Raw genomic sequence first — 19,794 nt, forward strand, 5'->3', positions numbered from 1 at the left:
CGAAGCCCCAATTCCAGAGACGCTTCTTCGTCCCGACGAACCAGCCAGGTTGGCCAACTCCCCAAAAGACGAAGAAACGACTTCGCTCGCCGCTCGTTGGCAGCGCCGCCGTCGATGAACGCCTTATAGGACCGCCCCCGCAGCACTGTCAACGGCTCGTTTCAAAAATTTTCACGAAACCGTCGTGAAATTTGTATCATGTTGAAAAACAATAGATAATATCTTCCCGGCGGATAGCGAGATCCAGGCATGACAATTTATCCTGCCGTGTGCGGCGCCTCGGAAGATCGGCGCATGCCCGTCGGTCTGATCGGGCGAGCCCGCGCCAAGGCGGCGCTTACCTCGGCTTAATGGGCGTTGGCCTAAGCTCGCGTCAGAGCCTTTCCTCGGGAGCCCCAATGGCCGGTTTCGCGCCCAATGTCGTCATCTGCATCGACCACGCCTCCGTCACCGGCGGCCAGGCCAAGGTGGCGATCGAGAGCGCATTGGGCCTCGCCGCCCATGGCGCGCGGCCGATCGTCTTCGCCTCGGCGGCGCCGGTGGACGAGCGGCTCACGGCGGCCGGCATAGAGGTCGTCTGCCTCGGCCAGCATGACCTTCTCGGCAATCCTTCGCGGATCGCCGCCGCCTTTCAAGGCACATGGAACCTGCGCGCCGCCAAGGCGCTGAGCGATCTGCTCGCCCGCCTGCCGCGCGACAATACGATCGTCCATGTGCATGGCTGGGCCAAGGCGCTGTCGCCGGCCATCGCCGCGCCGATCCGCGCCTCCGGCCTGCCGCGCGTCTACACGCTGCACGAATATTTCCTCTTCTGTCCCAATGGCGGCTTCTACAATTATCAGAAGCACGAGCTCTGCCGGCTGGAGCCGCTCTCCGCCGCCTGCTGGGCGACGGCCTGCGATGCTGTGAATTATCCGCGCAAGATCTGGCGCAGCGCCCGCCTCGCCTATGCGCGCGGCCCCGCCAAATTCGCCGAGCTCTTCGACGATTACATCTGCATCTCGAATTATCAGGAGGAGATCATCGGCCGCTATCTGCCCCAAGGCGTGCGGCTGCATCGCGTCTCTAATCCGGTGGATGCGCAGGACCTCGGCCCCAAGAGCGACCCGGCCTCGGGGGATTTCATCTTCGTCGGGCGCCTGTCGCCGGAAAAGGGCGCCTTTCTCTTCGCCGAGGCGGCGGCGCGCGCGGGCGTCACGCCGGTCTTCATCGGCGACGGGCCGATCGGCGAGGAGCTGCGCGGGCGTTATCCGCAGGCGCGCTTCCTCGGCTGGCTGCCGCCGAGCGAGGCGCGAGCCCATATGCGCGCGGCGCGGGCGCTGGTCTTCCCCTCGCTCTGGTACGAGGGCCAGCCGCTCACCGTGATGGAAGCCAAGGCGATGGGAACGCCCGTCATCGTCTCCGACGTCTGCGCCGGCCGCGAGGAGGTGACGAATGGCGAGACCGGCCTCTGGTTTACGAGCGCCAATGTCGAATCGCTCGCCGGCGCGCTGACGCGGATGAAGGACGACGCGCTGGCCGCGCGCCTGTCGGCCGGCGCGCACGCCGCCTATTGGCGCGATCCGCCGACGCTGGATCGGCATGTCGAGCGCATTCTCGCCGTCTATGAAGAGATCGTCGAGCGCCACAGGACCTCTTCCTGATCTGGTCGTCCGTGACGATGATATTCGTCGCGAGGACGCGCTCGCGAAGACTTCCTTCTCTTTGGCGCGGCATTGGTCAAGACTGACCGCGAGATGGCGGGGAATGAACGCAGCGCTTCCGCGCCCTGCGGCGGCCGGCGCATGAAAATTCTCGATATTCGCTGCAGGATGGAATGAATCGACGAAGAGCGCCGCATATTCGAAATATATGCTTCGAATACCCTCGATAATAATGGAATTAATTCTACAGATACTGCTATATGTATTGAATTGATTGACAATTTTGCCTTGCATGAGCTCGAGCGCAGCGTTTAGGCTGCGGATAATTCAGCCAGATGGACGTCGATCGACATCGGCCGGCGCGAGCACGCCAATTCGTTCTTTTTTGAGGAGACTAGCAATGACTTTCCTTCGCGCCGACCTCCGCTCCGCTCGCGCAGCCTCTCCATCATTCCCGCCGCTGGCCAAGCGCCTCGGCGCGAGCGCGCTGGCGCTGGCGGCGGCGATCTTTTCGCCATCGACGCGCGCGCTGGACAGCGGCGAGCAGAAGCCGCGCGAGGCGGCGATCGAGGACGTCATCGTGACCGGCACGCGCGACTATGGCGTCAAGGCGCGCGAGAGCACGGCGCCGATCACGGTGCTGAGCGGCGAGAGGCTGAAGGCGACGGGACGCACAAATCTCGTCGATGCGCTGCAGCGGCTCGATCCTTCCTATTCGATCTATGGCGTCGGCGGCGACATCAACAATCTGGTGCGCTCGCCGCGGCTGCGCGGCCTGACCGCCAGCCATGTGCTCGTGCTCGTCAACGGCAAGCGGCGGCACGGCACCGCCAATCTGTCCTCGACCGGCTTCACCAAGGGCGCGGCCGGCGCCGATCTCGATCTCATACCCGTTGCGCTCGTCGATCACGTCGAGATTCTCGAGGACGGCGCCGCCGCCCAATATGGCTCCGACGCAATCGCCGGCGTGATCAACGTCATATTGAAAGCCGATTCCGAGGGCGGCGGACTCTCAGCGCTCGTCGGCTCCTATGGGCAGAGCTACAATTCCAACACGCATGGCAATGGGCTGACGCGCAATCTGCAGGCGGACAAGAGCTTCGCGCTCGGCGACCAGGGATTTCTGACGCTCGGCGCCGATCTCACCTCGCATCTGCACAGCAATCAGACGGGACCGGATCGCACGCAGGACGGCACCGGCCTGCGCGTCGGCCCCGGCACGCCCTATCCTTGGGTCGATCCCAATGTGTCGGCCATCATCGGCGATGCGGCCTATATCACCGGCTCGGCCGGCCTCAACGCCGGATATGAGCTCGACAATGGCGTGCAGCTCTATCTCTTCGGCACGGGCGCGGGACGGCGCGGCGAATCCTTCCAGAACTATCGCGCGCCCAATCTCAACGGTACGGCGGCGAACAAGATCATCGACCCTTCCGGCTTCGTTCCGGGCGAGACCATTCACGAGGAAGACTGGTCGTTGAGCGGCGGCGCCAAGGGCAAGGTCTTGGATGATGTCCGATGGGATATCAGCCTGACCTATGGCTCCGACAAAATCGACGTCGGGCTGAACCAATCCGCCAATGTCGCGCTGTTCAACGACACGCTCAAAGCCTTCGGCGCCGGCTGGACGCCGCGGCAATTCTACATCGGCCAATATTTCCGCACGCTGCGCACCATCAATCTCGATCTCGGCAAGGAATTCGCGCCGAGCTTCCTGCCCGCGCCGGTGAACATCTCGATAGGCGCGGAGAATCGCCATGAGACCTATGCGGTCCGCCAGGGCGACTTCTTCTCCTATTATTCCTCCGGCCCGGCCGCCTGGGTCGGCATACGGCCGACCGACGCCAGCGACCACAGCCGCGAGTCCTTCGCCGGCTATGCCGACATCAGCAGCAAGCCGCTGCCCGATTGGAAGATCGACATCGCCGGCCGCTACGAGACGTTCAACGACTTCGGCGACACGATCAACGGCAAGCTATCGACGCGCTACGACATTTCTCCCGCCATCGCGCTCCGCGGCACCGTCAGCACCGGCTTTCGCGCGCCCACTCTCGCAGAGCAGTTCTTCTCACAGACGACCGTCTCGCCGACCACCGCCAATATCGTCCTGCCGCCCAACTCCTCCGCGGCGAGCGTCGCCGGCGCGCAGCCGCTCAAGCCGGAAAAATCGACCAATATCAGCCTCGGCGTGGTGACGGAGCCGCTCCCCGATCTGCATGTCTCGGTCGACGCCTATCAGATCGACCTGCGTGATCGCATCGTCGCGACGGGCAGCCTCACCGGCCCCTCCGCGCTCGCCGCCATCGCCGCGAGCGGCAACACGCTGCAGGCGGGCGCGACCGGCACGGTCAGCTTCTTTGTCAACGGCGCCTTCACGCGCACGCGCGGCGTCGATGTGAAGGCCGATTACGCCTATGATCTCGGCCCCTATGGCGCGCTGCGCTTCGACGCGGCGGCGAGCTTCCTCGAGACGACGATCCTCTCCGTGGCGCAGTCGCCGGCGGCCTTCAACGGCGCGCCGCTGCTCAACGCCGCGGCGCGATCGAACATCACCGATCTCACGCCGCGAACCAAGGTCGTGTTCGGCGGGTCCTACAGCTATGACGCCTGGACATTCGCGCTGCATTTCACGCAATATGGCAACGTCAGCTCGGTCGTCGCCTCGCCGCTCACCGGCAGCGCGCCCTTCTACACCAATGTCATCACGCCGAAATTCATCACCGATGGCGAGATCGCCTATGATTTCGGCTCGGGCCTGCGCGCGGCGATCGGCGGCAACAATCTCTTCGGCGTGCGGCCCGATCAGACCCTGCCCTGGACGCGCAGCCTCGGCGCCGGCATCTTCCCGACCTTCTCGCCCTTCGGCGTCAATGGCGGCTATTATTACGCCCGCGTCTCGCTGAAGTTCTGACGCTCAGCTCGCGAGCCGCGTCGCATCCTCTCGCGCCGCGGCTTCTTCTTTCTCCTTCTCGACCCGGCGCGGCAGGCGCGCCAGCATGCCGAGCAGAGCGCGGTCGCCGAGCACGACGAGGCGCTCGCTGCGATCGAGCCATTCGACCGCATCCTCGAGCGATTCGGCGTCGGCGAGCTTGGCCTCCGCCAAAGCGCGATCGGCCGAGATGGAGCCGCGCTTGCGCGGCGGGCGCGCCGGCAGCCATGCCTCGTGCAGCGCGCGCAGCTCGGGGTCGCCGTGGATGGCGACGAGGCAATTCTCCTCGTCCTGGCCGACACGCGCCAGCAGGCGGTGCAACGCCCGCCCCTTGCGCGCGATCTTGGGCGTCGTCGTCTCCTCCGGCGTCACCAGCACGCCAGCGCGGCGGAACACGAGACCGAGCCAGCGCTGGCCGGTGATGTAGGAAATGCCGATCGCCAATATGAGGCCGGCGATGGTCGGCGACATCCAGGCGACGAGCGAGGGCGAGATCATCAGGCCGGCGACGAGGGTGAGCACGCCGAGCGCCATATGCGCGCGGTGACGACGCACGATCGCCTTGAAGGGAACCGAGCCGTCGTCTCGCCGCTGCGGGTCCCAGCCCGTGTCGGCGCCGAAGAGAATGTGAAAGACATGGCCGGTCTGGATCAGCATCATGATCGGCGCGAGCAGCGCCGACATCAGCACCTCGAACAGAGTCGAGATCAGCAGCATGATAATGCCGCCGGAGCCGCGCCGCGTCTCGCGATCGATCATCGCGAGAATGAGGCCGAAGAATTTCGGCGCCAGCAATATCGCCATTGTGAGCGCGAACAGCGCCAGCGAGCGCTCCGCATCGAAGCGCGGCCACACCGGAAAGAGCGTGAATTTGGCAGTGAAATATTCGGGCCGGAAATAGCTCGCCTGAAAGACGAGCGCGATGCCGACCAGGAGCTGGCAGAGCCACAGCGGCGAGGTGAGATAGCCGAAGATTCCGGTGAGGAAATGCTGCCGCGTCGCCCAATGGAATCCGCGCGCGCCCAGAATGCGCGAATGCTGCAGATTGCCCTGACACCAGCGACGATCGCGGATGGAGAGATCGATCAGCGAGGGCGGGCTCTCCTCGAAGGAGCCGCCGAGCGTCGGCATCATATAGACCGAGTAGCCGGCGCGGCGAATGAGCGCCGCCTCGACGAAATCATGGCTGAGAATATGCCCGCCGAAGGGCGGACGGCCCTTGAGATCGGGCAGGCCGCAATGATGCGCGAAAGCCTCTGTGCGGATGATGGCGTTATGGCCCCAATAATTGCCGTCGCGCCCCATCCATTGCGAGAGGCCGGCGGCGATGACGGGACCATAGATGCGCGCCGCGAATTGCTGCACGCGCGCGAACAGCGTGTTGCGATTGATGATGAGCGGCAGCGTCTGGATGATGCCGGCGTCCGGGTCGGCCTCCATCGCGGCGGCGAGGCGCACGATGGCGTCGCCGGCCATCAGGCTGTCGGCGTCGAGCACCACCATATGCTCATAGGCGCCGCCCCAGCGGGTGACGAAATCGGCGATATTGCCGGCCTTGCGGCTGACGTTCTTCTCCCGCCGGCGATAATAGATGCGCGCCTGCGGCCCCAGCCTGCGGCGCATAGCGGCGAAGGCGCGCTCCTCGGCGATCCAAATATCGGGGTTCGTGGTGTCGGAGAGGAAGAACCAGTCGAAATGCGCGCCGAGGCCGGTCGCCTCCACATCCTGCAATATGGCCTGCAGCGCGCCGAAGACGCGGCTCGGCGCCTCATTGTAGATGGGCATGACGACGGCGGTGCGCGCTGTGAGCGTTTCCGGCGGCGGCGGCGGCCGGCGCGCGAAGAGCAGCGCGACAAAGCCGACGACGGCGCTGGCGAAAGAGAGCGCGATCCAGGAGAAGTTCAGCACGAAGAGCGCGAGCAGCGCCCATTTCAGCGTGGTGACGCCGCCGACGTCGATGACGCGGTACATCTCGTAGCCGCCATAAACGGTGAGCGCGAGGCCGCCGCCGAAGGTGACGAAGCGCGAGATCCAAGGCGTGCGCCAGAGCTTCGGCGCCAAGCGCCGGCGACGCTCCTTCGCCTTGAAGCGCCAGAAGGATTGCGTCGGCATCTCGAGCCGGCGCTCCGCCGGCATGGGCGGCGCGGCGGCGGGATCGACGGGCGGCGGCGGGGCGGCGACGTCCGGCGGAACGGGTTCGACGAGAGAGAGAGCTACACCGTCCATCTATAGAGCCAGGTTTCGCTGATCGGCTCGTCGCCCGAATGGAGGACGAGGCGCAGCTCGCAAAAGGTCTCGCCGGCGGGATCGACGTCGAAGACGACGCGGCATGTCTTCGCCTTCGGATTAGGATAGATGCGAATGTTCGTCGCCGATCCGGGCGATGTCGTCAAGACGGGCCGCAGATTGGCGACACGTTGCGGATCGCCCAGATTATCGCCTGCAAACTGGACGATAAAGCGGCGCAGTTTCGGCGAAGGCGCGCGGCCGCCGAAAGCCGAGACGGCGACCGCGAAAGGCGGACGCGCCGGCGGGCTCCAGCACCAGAACTGCCGATAGGCGAAGGTCGCCTCCTTGCCCGCGGCGAGCGGCTGCTTGGGCCGCCAATAGGCGACGATATTGGCGTTCACCTCCGATTCGGAGGGGATTTCGACCAGCTGCACCGAGCCCTCGCCCCAATCGCCGATCGGCTCCACCCAGAGCGAAGGACGCAGCTCCCAATGCTGTATGTCGTCCTGATAGGTCTCTATGTCACGGTCGCGCGTCAAAAATCCGAAGCCCTTCGGATTGGAGTCGACAAAGGCCGAGATTTGCAGCGTGTCGCGATTGGAGACCGGGCGCCACAGCCATTCGTCCTTGCCGGTGAGCATTTGCAGCCCATTGGTCTCGGCGACGAAGGGACGCGGATCATCCGAGCGGCGATGGTCGAGCGGCGTGAACAGAGAGGCCGCCGCCGCGCCGCCGAGCCCCAGATGATCGATGGCGACGCGCGGGAACAGCGTGAATTCCGCGTCGATGATCGTCGCCTCGCCCGGCCGCAGCGTGAACAGATAGGCCCCCGTGACGCTCTGCGAGTCGAGCAGAGCGTGAATGACGAGGGCGTTGCCGGCGAGCGTCGGCTTCTCGATCCAGAAGCTGCGGAAGACCGGGAACTCCTCGCCGCGCGGATCGGCGGTGCGGATGGAGAGGCCGCGGGCGGTGACGCCCAAAGTCTGGCCGCGGGCGAGCGCCCGATAGAAGCTGGCGCCTTGGAACAGCGCCAGCTCCGTGTCCGGCGCGCCGGCGCCTTGGGGCGCGAGAATGCGGAAGCCGGAAAAGCCGATATCCGGCAGCTTGTCGCCGACCTTCAGACCGCCATAGTCGAATTTCGCCTGGTCATAGGCGACTCGCTTGGCGATCCGGTCCTCGACGACATAGAGCTCGACCGGCGCGCCGAAGATGAATCCCCTGTGCAGCGGCTCGACCGAGAAGCCGCGATTCTCGCCGCTCCATATGGCCGCGCCCGGCTTGGTCTTTATGCCGACATATTGCTCATAGCTCAGATTGGCGAAAGGCTCGCGCAGCTCCGCCCCGGGGGCGGCGAAAGGGCGCTTGGCGAGCGCGCGGGCGAGCTCGATCACCACCTCCCGGCCGAAAATTGCGGGCGCCGGCGGCGGCGGGGCCGGCGGAGCCGATTGGGCGAAAGCGCGGCCGCCGGAGATTCCGCCGGCGAGCGCGGTCAAGGAGGCTTTCAACAGGTCTCTGCGTACGAACATGCGGGACCGGGACCCGTGACTGACGAAGGGGCGGGAAAAAACGGCGGACTTGTCTATCGGATATACCTGAAAGCCCGGACTTCGGAACACGAAACTTTTGTTTTTGGTTGCGCGGCGGAAACCTCGCGCCGAGCCCGCGCTTGCTCCCCCGCCCGCGAATCTGCCAAGACGCATATGAGCAGGACGAATATGAACGCGAGGAAAACGGCCGGGCGCGCGCCCCGCCATCCCCTCCCCGCCATGAGCCAGAGGCCGCGCAGCAAGATGGAAGCTCGACCGACCGACCGCCGCTCCCTCGCCGTAATTCTCGCCGCCGGCGAGGGCACGCGCATGAAATCGCGCCGGCCCAAGGTCCTCCATGAGGTCGCTGGGCGGTCCATGCTCGGCCATGTGCTGGCCGCGGCCGACGCGCTGGACAAGATCGCCGTGGTGATCGGCGCCGGCAAGGAGGATGTCGCCGCCGAGGCCCGCCGCCAGCGGCCGGACGTCAAAATCTTCGTTCAGGAGAAGCAGCTCGGCACCGCCCATGCCGTTCTGGCGGCGCACGAGGCCTTCGCCGGGGCGGACGATATCGTCGTGCTCTTCGCCGATACGCCGCTGGTGCGCGCCGAGACGATCGCCGCCCTGCGCGCGGCGCTGGCCGAGGGCGCCGCCGTCGCCGTTCTCGCCTTCGAGGCCGCCGATCCGCATGGCTATGGCCGCATACTCTGCGACTCCGAAGGGCGCCCCGCCGCTATTCGGGAGGAGAAGGACGCGAGCGCGGCCGAGCGCGCCTGCCGGCTCTGCAACGCCGGGCTGATGGCCATTTCCGGCGCGAAGGCGCTGGCGCTATTGGACGGGATCGACGCCGCCAATGCGCAGAAAGAATATTATCTCACCGATATCGTCGCCCGCGCCGCCGCGGCCGGGCTGGGGACGCGGCTCGTGGTCGCGGCGGAGGAGGAGGTTCTCGGCGTCAACGACCGCGTCCAGCTCGCCCGCGCCGAATGCGTCGCCCAGGAGCGCCTCCGCCGCGCGGCCATGCTCGGCGGCGCGACGCTGATCGCCCCGCAGACCGTCTTTCTCTCCTATGACACGAAGATCGGCCGCGATGTGACGATCGAGCCCGGCGTCGTAATCGGTCCCGGCGTCGAGATCGCCGATGGCGCGGTCATTCACGCCTATTCTCATCTCGAGGGGGCGCTGGTGGGCGAGCGCGCCACAGTCGGCCCCTATGGGCGGCTGCGGCCGGGCGCAAAGCTCGCAGCGCAGGCCAAGGTCGGCAATTTCGTCGAGATCAAGGGGGCCGAGATCGGCGAGGGCGCAAAGGTCAATCATCTGACCTATATCGGCGACGCTTCCGTCGGCGCGCATTCCAACATCGGCGCCGGCGTCATCACCTGCAATTACGACGGTTTCTTCAAATATCGCACCATCATCGGCGACAACGCCTTCATCGGCTCCAATTCGGCGCTGGTCGCCCCGGTCACGATCGGCGACGGCGCCTATATCGGCTCCGGCTCGGTCGTCACCAAGGACGTCGCCGCCGACGCCCTCGCAGTCGCCCGCGGCCGCCAGATGGAGAAGACCGGCTGGGCGGAGAGCTTCCGCCGCGTCCAGAAGGCGAAGAAGGACAAAAAATAGAGCGCTGTAGAGTTTTACTCTATAGCGTTGTACCGTGATCCAGCGCCGATGCTCGAGATCGAGCGCGCGGACCGGATTTTTTTATGAATAGCGTCGAATCTGACCCGATGGATGACGGTCGAATCCTCGAACCCCGAGGATTGATCGCTGAAAATATTCTCATTCCCGAAAACACGACCGGAGAAGAAGAGCTGGTCGAGGCGGTCGTCGATTTCGTGAACTGGGCGATGGACGAAGCCCGTCTCGTCCCCGGCGAGATCGCGCAGCAAGCCTTCTGGAGCTATCACTCGGATTATTATCTCGCCCAGGTCAACAACGGCGGCCATCGGCAATTCGCCTTCAACAGCGGCATGGCCGAGCGGATGATCGAGAATTGCCGATGCGGCCTCGCTGCGATGAGCGCGTCGGACCATCTGCAAGTCTTCGAAGAATTTCTCGCTTTCATGAGCGCCGAACCGGCGCGCCTCGCAGCTCTGAACGAAGAAGTCATGTCGGGAGGCCGGTTTTTCCGAGACTCTTTCGCTCCCCTCGACCATCGCTTCTTCGTTCTCGAAGACATGAAGCGAATCCATGCGGCGTGGCTGCGCGCCCTTCCGATCATGCGGCCGCTGTCGCCCGATCGCCTCGCCGCCGAGCGCGACGCTCTGATGCGACGCAATTCTCTGCGCGAGACGCGCGCCGATCTTGTCCGGCGTCGAGCCGACGCCATCTTCGCGAAAGATCCTCTACATGTCGCGGCGCGTGCGACCTGCGCCCGGGACGGCGTGGCGTTTCAATATGTCGGCGTGGGCCAAAAAGCCGGACCGGACAGCATCGCCTGGACATTGGCGACATCCGGCGGGCGGCGCACGCTCGTCATGCGCGGCGACAAAGCCATGCTCTATGCGGGAACCTCTTTGCGGAGCGTGCATTTTTTCCGCGACCCCGCCTCCGCTCCCGTGCCGATCGGCGACGGAGCGGCGCGCCGATGGAAGAGAAGCCGCGCAAAATTCGCGAGACGGCGCGAGCCGCTTTCGCCGAGACGAGCAAGGAGGCGATGCTCGGCGAATTTTTCGCCCAGCCGATGAACACATTCTGTGACACATTGGCTGGGGCCTCGTCGAACGCGCGGGTCGCCATATACGCGTCCTATCTCGCCGAGAACGCGAAATTTCTCGCCCATGTGCCGCGCGCCGCTTCGCCGCTTTTCGCGACGCGCGCGGATTACGGGCTGATCCGCCTCATAATCGCCGACACATTGCTCGACGTCGCGCTGGCGGATGAAGCTCTGCCGATCGCGATTCTGGAGCGGCCGGACAGAGGCGCGGCCATGCTCATCAACATAGGCGCGATGGCCGCCGCTGCGGCGGCCGGCTTGCGCATCCTCGATCCCGAACGGCTCGCGGCGCTCTCGCGCATCGCGCCAAACGATTTCCTGCGGGAGCGCAACAATGTCGAGGGGCAGCTTTTCGAGATCGCGCATTGGTGGCCCAATGTCGTGCGCAACATCGCCGATGTTCTGCCCGGGACCAGCTTCACCGCTCTGCCCTCGCTCTTCTCCAATGTCCGGCTGCATCACGCCAAAGCGCTCGGCTGGCAATTGGCCCCGACCCTCGGTCTGCTCGTGGAGCATCTGGCGCTGTTCTGGCCCGACTATCCCAAGCCGAAGGTCGAGCCCATGGTCGAGGCCCATTCAAAAGGGGTCGTCGCTTTCGCGTCGCGATTTGCGAGTTCACGAGCGAAAGCCGAACGATGGACCGCGATCGTGCGTGTGATGCGCACGCGCGTCGCGCGAACGAAGCCGCCTGTCTCGGTCGGCGTGTCGGCATTCGACCCCGGCCGCTTCGACATCGAATCAAAAGAAAAATTGGTGAGCGTCGTCGCCGTGGTCGATAGCGGGACAGCCTATCGACAAGGGTTTCGTTTACTAAAAGACGGAGAACGCGCGCTTTTGGGCGGGAGCGCCGCCTCGAAGCGCGCGTGAAACTGCTAAGCTCGTCAAAGGCCGGGCCGCAGGCTATGACGAAAGCGGCTGGGCCAACCGTTTTCGGAGAGCTTTCATGTGCGGCATCGTCGGCATTCTCGGACGCGAGCCCGTCGCGCCCTCTCTCGTCGAGGCGCTGAAGCGGCTCGAATATCGCGGCTATGATTCCGCCGGCATCGCCACGCTGGAGAAGGGCAAGCTCACGCGCCTGCGCGCCAGCGGCAAGCTGCGCAATCTCGAGGAGAAGCTCGCCGCCTCGCCGCTGCAGGGGACGAGCGGCATAGGCCATACGCGCTGGGCCACCCATGGCCGCCCCACCGAGACCAACGCCCATCCGCATACGAGCGGCGGGCTCGCCGTGGTCCACAATGGCATCATCGAGAATTTTCGCGAATTGCGCGAGGAGCTGACCGGCAAGGAGCATGTCTTCGCCACCGAGACGGATACGGAAGTGGTCGCCCATCTCGTCGGCGAGGAGCGCAGCAAGGGCGCCGCGCCGCGCGAGGCGGTCGCGGCCACGCTCGCTCGGCTCAATGGCGCTTTCGCTCTCGCCTTCCTCTTCGAGGGCGAGGAGGATCTTATGATCGGCGCCCGCCGCGGCGCGCCGCTCGCCGCTGGCTGGGGCGACGAAGGCGTCTATCTCGGCTCCGACGCTCTGGCGCTCGCGCCTTTCGCGCGCCAGATCGCCTATCTCGAGGAGGGCGATCATGTCGTGCTGACGCGCGAGAAGATCACCTTCTACGACGCCGCCGGCAAGGAGGCCGAGCGCCGCCGCCAGCCCTTGCAGGCGGGCTCCTTCCTCGTGGACAAGGGCAATTACCGCCATTTCATGGCCAAGGAGATTCACGAGCAGCCGGAGGTCGTCGGCCGCACGCTCTCGCATTATCTCGATCTTTCGGCCGGCGAGGTGCGCCTGCCCTTCGCTCTGCCTTTCGATCCCAAAAAGCTTTCGCGCGTCACAATATCGGCTTGCGGCACGGCCTTCTACGCCGGGCTCATTGCGCGCTATTGGATCGAGCGCTATGCGCGGCTCGCGGTGGACATCGATATCGCCTCGGAATTCCGCTATCGCGAGGCGCCGCTCGCCGAGAATGGGCTGATGATCGTCGTCTCGCAATCGGGCGAGACGGCCGACACGCTCGCCGCGCTACGCTACGCCAAGGCGCAGGGCCAGCACATTCTCTCCATCGTCAATGTCGAGACCTCGACCATCGCGCGCGAGAGCGACACCGTCGCGCTGACGCTCGCCGGCCCCGAGATCGGCGTCGCCTCCACCAAGGCCTTCACCTGTCAGCTCGCCGTTTTCGCGAGCCTCGCCATTGCGCTCGGGCGCGCCCGCGGCGTGCTGAGCGAGGCGGACGAAAAGCGCCTGGTGCGCGAGCTGGCGCAGACGCCGGGCCAAATGGCCGCGGCCCTCGCCCGCGAGGCGAAGGTCGAGCCGGTCGCCCGCGATGTGGCGCGCGCCTCCAGCGTTCTCTATCTCGGCCGCGGCGGCGCCTATCCGCTGGCGCTGGAAGGCGCGCTGAAGCTGAAGGAGCTCTCCTATATTCATGCGGAGGGCTATGCCGCCGGCGAGCTGAAGCATGGGCCGATCGCGCTGATCGACTACGCCATGCCGGTGATTGTGCTGGCGCCGCCGGACGCCACTCTGGAGAAGACCGTCTCCAATCTGCAGGAGGTCGCCGCGCGCGGCGGCCATCTCATTCTCATCGGCTCCGCCGCGGCGCGCGAGGCGGCGGCGGCCGAGCTGGCCGGCTTCATCGAGCTGCCAGAGATGAGCGGCGCCTTCGCGCCGCTGGTCTACGCCGTCCCCGTGCAATTGCTCGCCTATCATGTGGCGGTGTTCATGGGGAAGGATGTGGACCAGCCACGCAATCTGGCGAAGAGCGTGACAGTGGAGTGAGGCGCGTTCGGCTCGAATACACCTGCTCCGCAGAATGAAGGGGCTTCGCCGCCGTGAGCGTCACAGCCGCTCGATCTTGCGCGCCGCCTCGTCGATGAGATCGGCGACCTGAAACAGCAGCTCCTTGTCCGGCGCGCCGGAGAGGCGCTGCTGCAGCACGGTCTTCAGATTGCCCATGGCGCGGAACACCGGCCCCGTATCTACGCCCGCGCTTCTGGCGCGCAGCTCCTCGAAACGGGCGAGCGCCGCCTCCGCCTCCTTGCGATTCTCCGCGAGATGGGCCTTGCCCGCATCGGTGATCGCATAGAGCTTCTTGGCGCCCTCGGTCGGCTGGACCTCCACCTGTCCCAGCTCCTCGAGCAGGGTCAGCGTCGGATAGACGATGCCGGGGCTCGGCGCATAGACGCCGCCGGTGCGCGTCTCGATCTCGCGGATGACGTCATAGCCATGGCGCGGCTCGCTCTCCAGCAGCAGCAGGATCACCAGCCGCAGCTCGCCGCCCTCGAACATGCGCCGCCGTCCGCGGCCGCCGCCACGCTCGCCATCGCCGGGGCCGAAGCCATGCCGCCCACCGGCGCCGCGCATTCCGTGGCCGCCACGGCCGAAAGGCTCGTCCCCGCCGCCCCGCATAGCGCGCAGCGCGAAAGCCGGATGGCCGCCGTGATCCCAATGTTTGTGATGATGCTTCATAAATGTGTCTCCTTTCATTTAGACAGCTCTAAGATATATCTTATAACAATCGAGTCAAGCCCTGCTCTGAGAAATCATCTCGTCAGAGAATCCTGGCGGAGGGAGGAAGGCCGAGCGGCCGCTCGATCGTTCGAATCTAGGCGGCGCGTGAATTCTCGTCGTCGCCGAAATTTCATTCCCCGAAGATCGCCCGACGGCGACGCCGCCTCCGATCCGCGTGATGCTTGCTTCAAGGGGAGTTGTCTGGATTTCTGGCGAGGGTCGAATCTCGGTTCATGCCCCCCCGAACCGGGCGGCCGCCTCGGCTGAAAGCGCTAATCGGCGAAGTAAGGGGCGCCGCCGGCTCCGAGCGCGGCTTCGCTCATCATGTCGTCGATCGCGCGCCGCAGCGTCTCCTCGAGCATCGCCGACCCGCCCCGCCCCAAGGCGTAGATCGTATCATCCGTCTTTTGCTCTATGACGCGCAGCGTGAGACCATTCGGCCGCTCGCATCCCGATCGCGCCGAGCAGAGATCGCGCAAAGCCAGCGCGAATTGCCCGCGCGTCGCCAACAACATGCGCGCCAGCGACAGAGCCAGAGCGAATTGCCGATCGCCGGCGTCGCCCATCCCCGCAGCGCCCGGCGACATCGTCGCCCGATTGTCGTTGCCCATCGCCGCGCGGCCGGTTTCCGTAGGGCGGCGACAATCCCGACGCCCAGACGAATCCGCGTCATGCAGGCTGTCGCGTCGGACGAAATCTCTCCAACTGCAAATCATGGGCGCAACAAGCCCCACGGTGACACGCCACATCCGGCATGTTAACCGTAAATGGAAACCAACCCCGCGCCGAAGGTCCCGCATTCGCGCGTCTCTGTCAAGCAAATATGAGAGAGTGTGTGCCGGAAACGAAAACTAATCCCGCATTCGACAGAGCCGGCCTCGCCCGGAGATTGGGCCAGGCGGTCGATGCGGCGGGCGGTCCGGCCAGAATTTTGCGGGATGCGGGCGTCACCTCCTCCACTTATAGCCGCTATCTCAATGGCGAGACCGAAGCCTCCGCCGAGAAGCTCGGCCGCATCGCCGAGGTGACGGGCGTCTCGCTCGACTGGCTGGTGCTGGATCGCGGCGCTCCCATATTCGAGGCCGGCGCGCCGCCGGCGATTCCGCTCGGCCCGGATATGGCGCAAATCCCGCCGCTACGGATCGGCGCGGCGGCGGAGGGAGAAATCGCCGGCGAGCGGATCGCCTTTCCGCGCGCTCTGCTGCGACGCCTCGGAACCGAGATCGACGCGCTCGAATTTTTGCGCGCGCGCGGCGATTCCATGCGGCCGACGATAGAGGATGGCGCGATCGTGCTGATCGACCGCTCGCAGCGCGACATCATCGGCGACGCCATCTATCTCGTCTCGCTCGACGATGGCCCGTTGATCCGCCGCGTGCGCCGCAATGTGGATGGCGCGATCACGCTGATCTCCGACAATCGCGCCTGCTACGAGCCCGAGAGGCTGGAGCGCGCCGGCGCCGAGCGCCTCTGCGTCCACGGCCGCATTCGCTGGACCGAATCTTTGCTCTGACGCGCGCTGGACCCCTCCGCTTTCGCGAATTGGCGGTGTCAAAGCCGCCGACGTCTCGCCATCGTCAGCATGGCCGAGCCATCCGGCCGTGCGACCAATGAAGAAAAACCAACGGAGGGAACAATGGCGTTGAACGTTCATGGCGGCACGAATTACGGCAAGATCGTCATATGGGCGGTCGGCCTCGTCGCCTTCGTCGCCGTCGCGCTGACGAAGGTTCCAGAATGGATTTCGCCCAAGAGCGCGAGCGTGACGGGCGACACCGGCGCCACCACGCGCATGATCAATTGAGGAACGCGCGGCGAGCCGCAATTCATCCGAATTCGTCTCGTTTCGCTTCGCCCCGCGCGCCCGAGCGGGGCGATTTTTTTTGCGCGCGGCGCTGGACCCGTCGCCTCTCGCCGATTGGCGGTTCAACGGCGCGGCGCAGACGCTACCGTCGCCGCCGTAAGTGTGACGATCCCCACTGCCTCGCCGGCTTCGGCCGCGCGAGGCCTTTTTGCCTGCGCGGCGCCGCGCCGGGAGACGAGCCGGGGGTATCCATGCCGAGAGATCGGGGCTATCTTGCGCGCGCCCTTTCCGCCCTCTCTTCGAGGGCCCAGCGTTCATGCTCCTCGCGCGATGACTCTCACACATAAGCCCGTCGGTCCCGACAGCCGCGTCTTCCTCGTCGACGGCTCGTCCTTCGTCTTTCGCGCCTATTTCCAGTCGATACGGCAGGACGCGAAATATAATTATCGCACGGACCGCCTGCCGACCGGCGCGGTGCGGCTGTTCTGCGCCAAGCTGTTTCAATTCATCCGCGAGGGCGCGGCCGATCTCACGCCGACGCATCTCGCCATCATCTTCGACAAATCGGAGAACTCCTTCCGCAAGGAGATCTACCCCGACTACAAGGCGCATCGTCAGGACCCGCCCGACGATCTCATTCCGCAATTTCCGCTGATGCGCGCGGCCGTGCGCGCCTTCGGCCTGCTGCCGATCGAGCAGGACGTCTATGAGGCGGACGATCTCATCGCCACTTACGCCAAAGAAGCGCGAGCGCGCGGCGCCGATGTGCTGATCGTCTCCGCCGACAAAGACCTCATGCAGCTCATCGACGATAAAGTGTCGATGTATGATCCCGCTTCCGGCGCGCGCGAGGAGCGACGCATCGGCGTCGCCGAAGTGGTCGATTATTTCGGCGTGCCGCCCGAGAAGGTGGTCGATGTGCAGGCGCTCGCCGGCGATTCCACTGACAATGTGCCGGGCGCCAAGGGCATTGGCGTGAAAACCGCCGCACAGCTCATCAATGAATATGGCGATCTCGACACGCTGCTCGCGCGCGCCGGCGAGATCAAGCAGCCAAAGCGCCGCGAGACGCTGACCGATCCTGCGAGCGTCGCGCTGATCCGCACGTCGGAGAGACTGGTGAAGCTCGTCGACGACGCGCCGCTGGAGATTCCGCTCGACGATCTCGGCCTGCATCAGCCGGACGGCAAGACGCTGGTCGGCTTTCTGCAGGCGATGGAGTTCACACAGCTCACGCGCCGCGCGGCGGAGACCTATGGCGTCGAAGCGAATGAGATAGAGCCGGACCCCGCCTTCGTGGGCCCGGCGGGATGGCGCGGCCGCAATGGCGAGGTCGCCGAGGCGCCCGCCCTGCCCGCGCCGGAAGCGGCTGCGCCGGGCGCGCCCACCGCTGCCACGGGAGAGAAGGGCGCGCTCGGCCCGGCCGCGCTCGCCGAGGCGCGGCGCGAGCAAGGCGTCGCGACCAAGATCGATCGATCGCTCTATGAGACGGTGACGACGCTCGAGCGGCTCGACGCCTGGATCGCGGAAGCTTTCTCCATTGGCGTCGTCGCGATGGATACGGAGACGACCTCGCTCGATCCAATGTCCTGCGATCTCGTCGGCGTCTCGCTGGCGACGGCGCCCGGACGCGCCTGCTATATTCCGCTGCAGCATGTCGCGCCCACCGGCGCCGATCTGCTCGGCGGCGATCCGCCGCCCGTGCAAATTCCTTTTGCGGAAGCGCTCGCGCATCTGAAGCCGCTGCTGGAAGCGCGCGGCGTGCTGAAGATCGCGCATAATATGAAATATGATCTCCTCGTTCTGGCCTGCTGCGGCATCGATGTCGCGCCGATCGAGGACACGATGCTGATCTCTTATGTGCTCGACGCCGGCCGCAATAATCACGGCCTCGACGAGCTCTCGAAGAAGCATCTCGGCCACGAATGCATTCCGTTTTCGGCGGTCGCCGGCTCCGGCCGCAGCTTCATCGGCTTCGCGCGCGTGCCGCTCGACAAAGCGACCGAATATGCGGCGGAAGATTCCGATGTCGCTCTGCGTCTGTGGCGCGCGTTGAGGCCGCGCCTTGCCGCCGAGCATATGACCAGCGTCTATGAGACGCTGGAGCGCCCCATGGTGAGCGTGCTCGCCAAAATGGAGCGGCGCGGAATTGCGATCGATCGCAATATTCTCTCGCGCCTCTCCGGCGAATTCGCGCAGGATATGGCGCGGCTCGAGGCCGAGATTCACGAGCTCGCCGGCGAGAGCTTCAATCTCGGCTCGCCCAAGCAATTGGGCGATATTCTCTTCGGCAAGATGGGCCTGCCCGGCGCCAAGAAGACCGCGACCGGCGCCTGGTCCACCTCGGCCAGCGTGCTCGACGAATTGGCCGAGAGCGGCAATATTTTCGCCGCGCGAATATTGGATTGGCGGCAGCTCTCCAAGCTCAAATCGACATACACGGATGCGCTGCCCGGCTTCGTGAACAAGACGACGCATCGCGTCCACACATCTTACGCGCTGGCCGCGACGACGACGGGGCGGCTCTCCTCGTCCGACCCCAATCTGCAGAACATCCCCGTGCGCAATGAAGCGGGGCGCAAGATTCGCACGGCCTTCGTCGCCGAGCCCGGCAATGTGCTCATCTCGGCGGATTATTCGCAGATCGAATTGCGGCTGCTCGCGCATATCGCCGATATTCCGCAATTGCGGCAGGCCTTCGCCGATGGCATCGACATTCACGCGATGACGGCGAGCGAAATGTTCGGCGTGCCGGTGCAGGGCATGCCGTCAGAGGTGCGCCGCCGCGCCAAGGCGATCAATTTCGGCATCATCTATGGCATTTCCGCCTTCGGCCTCGCCAATCAGCTCTCCATTCCGCGCGAGGAGGCGGCCGCCTATATCAAGCGCTATTTCGAGCGCTTCCCCGGCATTCGCGCCTATATGGACAAGACGCGCAAGGCCGTGCGCGAGAACGGCCTCGTCACCACCATCTTCGGCCGCAAATGCCATTTCCCGCGCATCGGCTCCTCCAACGCCTCGGAACGCGCTTTCTTCGAGCGCGCGGCGATCAATGCGCCGATCCAAGGCGCGGCCGCCGACATCATCCGCCGCGCCATGGCGCGCATGGACGAAGCGCTCGCGCATGAGCGGCTGAGCGCGCGCATGCTGCTGCAAGTGCATGACGAGCTGGTGTTCGAGGCGCCGAAGGACGAAGCCGAGGCGACGATCCGCATCGTCAAGCGCGTGATGGAAGAAGCGCCGCATCCGGCCGTGGCGCTCTCCGTGCCGCTGGAAGTGGAAGCCCGCGCCGCGCAGAATTGGGACGAGGCGCATTGATGGGGGGCGACGCTCCGTAGAGCGGCGGCGCGAAGCCGGTTCGGCCGGGCAAATGCAGCCCCCTCGTCCTTCGAGACGCCCGCTTCGCGGGCTCCTGTTTTATCACCCGTCATCGCGAGGAGCG

At 65.5% G+C, this 19,794-nt stretch carries 13 protein-coding genes; 9 read left to right on the forward strand and 4 right to left on the reverse strand.

The genetic code is table 11. The features are described 5' to 3' along the window. Window positions 1-398: 398 nt before the first annotated feature. Together ACT53T_RS09460 and ACT53T_RS09465 are read left to right on the forward strand one after the other, a co-directional pair. On the forward strand, window positions 399-1,643 hold the full coding sequence (locus ACT53T_RS09460; RefSeq protein ID WP_476161017.1) for a glycosyltransferase family 4 protein: 1,245 nt from the start codon (window positions 399-401) through the stop codon (window positions 1,641-1,643). Window positions 1,644-2,043: 400 nt separating this feature from the next. Continuing rightward, a complete protein-coding gene (locus tag ACT53T_RS09465; RefSeq protein WP_476161018.1) occupies window positions 2,044-4,554 on the forward strand; it encodes a TonB-dependent receptor plug domain-containing protein in 2,511 nt (836 codons plus the stop codon). A 3-nt stretch (window positions 4,555-4,557) separates the two neighbouring features. Here ACT53T_RS09465 and mdoH read toward each other — a convergent pair whose 3' ends face one another. Both mdoH and ACT53T_RS09475 read right to left on the reverse strand, forming a co-directional pair. Beyond that, entirely contained in the window at window positions 4,558-6,798 is a 2,241-nt protein-coding gene (gene mdoH, locus ACT53T_RS09470; RefSeq protein WP_476161019.1) for a glucans biosynthesis glucosyltransferase MdoH, read from the reverse strand. Next, on the reverse strand, window positions 6,786-8,327 hold the full coding sequence (locus ACT53T_RS09475; RefSeq protein ID WP_476161020.1) for an OpgD/OpgG family glucan biosynthesis protein: 1,542 nt from the start codon (window positions 8,325-8,327) through the stop codon (window positions 6,786-6,788). The genes mdoH and ACT53T_RS09475 overlap by 13 nt, the downstream gene beginning before the upstream one ends. A gap of 264 nt (window positions 8,328-8,591) precedes the next feature. Between ACT53T_RS09475 and glmU the strand changes: the two genes are divergently transcribed. The 4 genes from glmU to glmS all read left to right on the forward strand — a co-directional run bounded on the left by glmU (window position 8,592) and on the right by glmS (window position 13,816). Then, complete coding sequence (glmU, locus tag ACT53T_RS09480) at window positions 8,592-9,950, forward strand: bifunctional UDP-N-acetylglucosamine diphosphorylase/glucosamine-1-phosphate N-acetyltransferase GlmU (protein ID WP_476161021.1); 1,359 nt, start codon at window positions 8,592-8,594, stop codon at window positions 9,948-9,950. Between the two features lie 227 nt (window positions 9,951-10,177). Continuing rightward, window positions 10,178-11,017 carry a DMP19 family protein gene (locus ACT53T_RS09485; protein ID WP_476161165.1) on the forward strand — a complete coding sequence of 280 codons (840 nt, stop codon included), beginning with the start codon at window positions 10,178-10,180 and terminating at the stop codon, window positions 11,015-11,017. After that, window positions 10,918-11,913, forward strand: a complete 996-nt coding sequence (locus tag ACT53T_RS09490; RefSeq protein WP_476161022.1) for a hypothetical protein — start codon at window positions 10,918-10,920, stop codon at window positions 11,911-11,913. Before ACT53T_RS09485 ends, ACT53T_RS09490 begins: the two co-directional genes overlap by 100 nt. A gap of 76 nt (window positions 11,914-11,989) precedes the next feature. After that, on the forward strand, window positions 11,990-13,816 hold the full coding sequence (gene glmS, locus ACT53T_RS09495; RefSeq protein ID WP_476161023.1) for a glutamine--fructose-6-phosphate transaminase (isomerizing): 1,827 nt from the start codon (window positions 11,990-11,992) through the stop codon (window positions 13,814-13,816). 60 nt (window positions 13,817-13,876) lie between these two features. Here glmS and ACT53T_RS09500 read toward each other — a convergent pair whose 3' ends face one another. Both ACT53T_RS09500 and ACT53T_RS09505 read right to left on the reverse strand, forming a co-directional pair. Beyond that, entirely contained in the window at window positions 13,877-14,506 is a 630-nt protein-coding gene (locus ACT53T_RS09500; RefSeq protein WP_476161024.1) for a PadR family transcriptional regulator, read from the reverse strand. Between the two features lie 314 nt (window positions 14,507-14,820). Beyond that, on the reverse strand, window positions 14,821-15,159 hold the full coding sequence (locus ACT53T_RS09505) for a hypothetical protein (RefSeq protein ID WP_476161025.1): 339 nt from the start codon (window positions 15,157-15,159) through the stop codon (window positions 14,821-14,823). A 224-nt stretch (window positions 15,160-15,383) separates the two neighbouring features. On the opposite strand from ACT53T_RS09505, the gene ACT53T_RS09510 reads away from it, so the two are divergent. The 3 genes from ACT53T_RS09510 to polA all read left to right on the forward strand — a co-directional run bounded on the left by ACT53T_RS09510 (window position 15,384) and on the right by polA (window position 19,670). After that, window positions 15,384-16,061: a S24 family peptidase gene (locus tag ACT53T_RS09510; RefSeq protein ID WP_476161026.1), complete on the forward strand. Its 678-nt coding sequence runs from the start codon at window positions 15,384-15,386 to the stop codon at window positions 16,059-16,061. Between the two features lie 123 nt (window positions 16,062-16,184). Then, on the forward strand, window positions 16,185-16,352 hold the full coding sequence (locus ACT53T_RS09515; RefSeq protein ID WP_018267973.1) for a hypothetical protein: 168 nt from the start codon (window positions 16,185-16,187) through the stop codon (window positions 16,350-16,352). A gap of 330 nt (window positions 16,353-16,682) precedes the next feature. After that, window positions 16,683-19,670, forward strand: a complete 2,988-nt coding sequence (gene polA, locus ACT53T_RS09520; RefSeq protein WP_476161027.1) for a DNA polymerase I — start codon at window positions 16,683-16,685, stop codon at window positions 19,668-19,670. The last annotated feature ends 124 nt before the right edge of the window (window positions 19,671-19,794 follow it).

It is taken from the genome of Methylosinus sp. DMC45 (assembly GCF_056313885.1).

Excerpts from the sequence above, each read along its gene's own strand:
- ACT53T_RS09460 (WP_476161017.1), top strand. The coding sequence starts at position 399 with ATGGCCGGTTTCGCGCCCAATGTCGTCATCTGCATCGACCACGCCTCC.
- ACT53T_RS09465 (WP_476161018.1), top strand. The coding sequence starts at position 2,044 with ATGACTTTCCTTCGCGCCGACCTCCGCTCCGCTCGCGCAGCCTCTCCA.
- mdoH (WP_476161019.1), bottom strand. The coding sequence starts at position 6,798 with ATGGACGGTGTAGCTCTCTCTCTCGTCGAACCCGTTCCGCCGGACGTC.
- ACT53T_RS09475 (WP_476161020.1), bottom strand. The coding sequence starts at position 8,327 with ATGTTCGTACGCAGAGACCTGTTGAAAGCCTCCTTGACCGCGCTCGCC.
- glmU (WP_476161021.1), top strand. The coding sequence starts at position 8,592 with ATGGAAGCTCGACCGACCGACCGCCGCTCCCTCGCCGTAATTCTCGCC.
- ACT53T_RS09485 (WP_476161165.1), top strand. The coding sequence starts at position 10,178 with ATGGACGAAGCCCGTCTCGTCCCCGGCGAGATCGCGCAGCAAGCCTTC.
- ACT53T_RS09490 (WP_476161022.1), top strand. The coding sequence starts at position 10,918 with ATGGAAGAGAAGCCGCGCAAAATTCGCGAGACGGCGCGAGCCGCTTTC.
- glmS (WP_476161023.1), top strand. The coding sequence starts at position 11,990 with ATGTGCGGCATCGTCGGCATTCTCGGACGCGAGCCCGTCGCGCCCTCT.
- ACT53T_RS09500 (WP_476161024.1), bottom strand. The coding sequence starts at position 14,506 with ATGAAGCATCATCACAAACATTGGGATCACGGCGGCCATCCGGCTTTC.
- ACT53T_RS09505 (WP_476161025.1), bottom strand. The coding sequence starts at position 15,159 with ATGGGCAACGACAATCGGGCGACGATGTCGCCGGGCGCTGCGGGGATG.
- ACT53T_RS09515 (WP_018267973.1), top strand. The coding sequence starts at position 16,185 with ATGGCGTTGAACGTTCATGGCGGCACGAATTACGGCAAGATCGTCATA.
- polA (WP_476161027.1), top strand. The coding sequence starts at position 16,683 with ATGACTCTCACACATAAGCCCGTCGGTCCCGACAGCCGCGTCTTCCTC.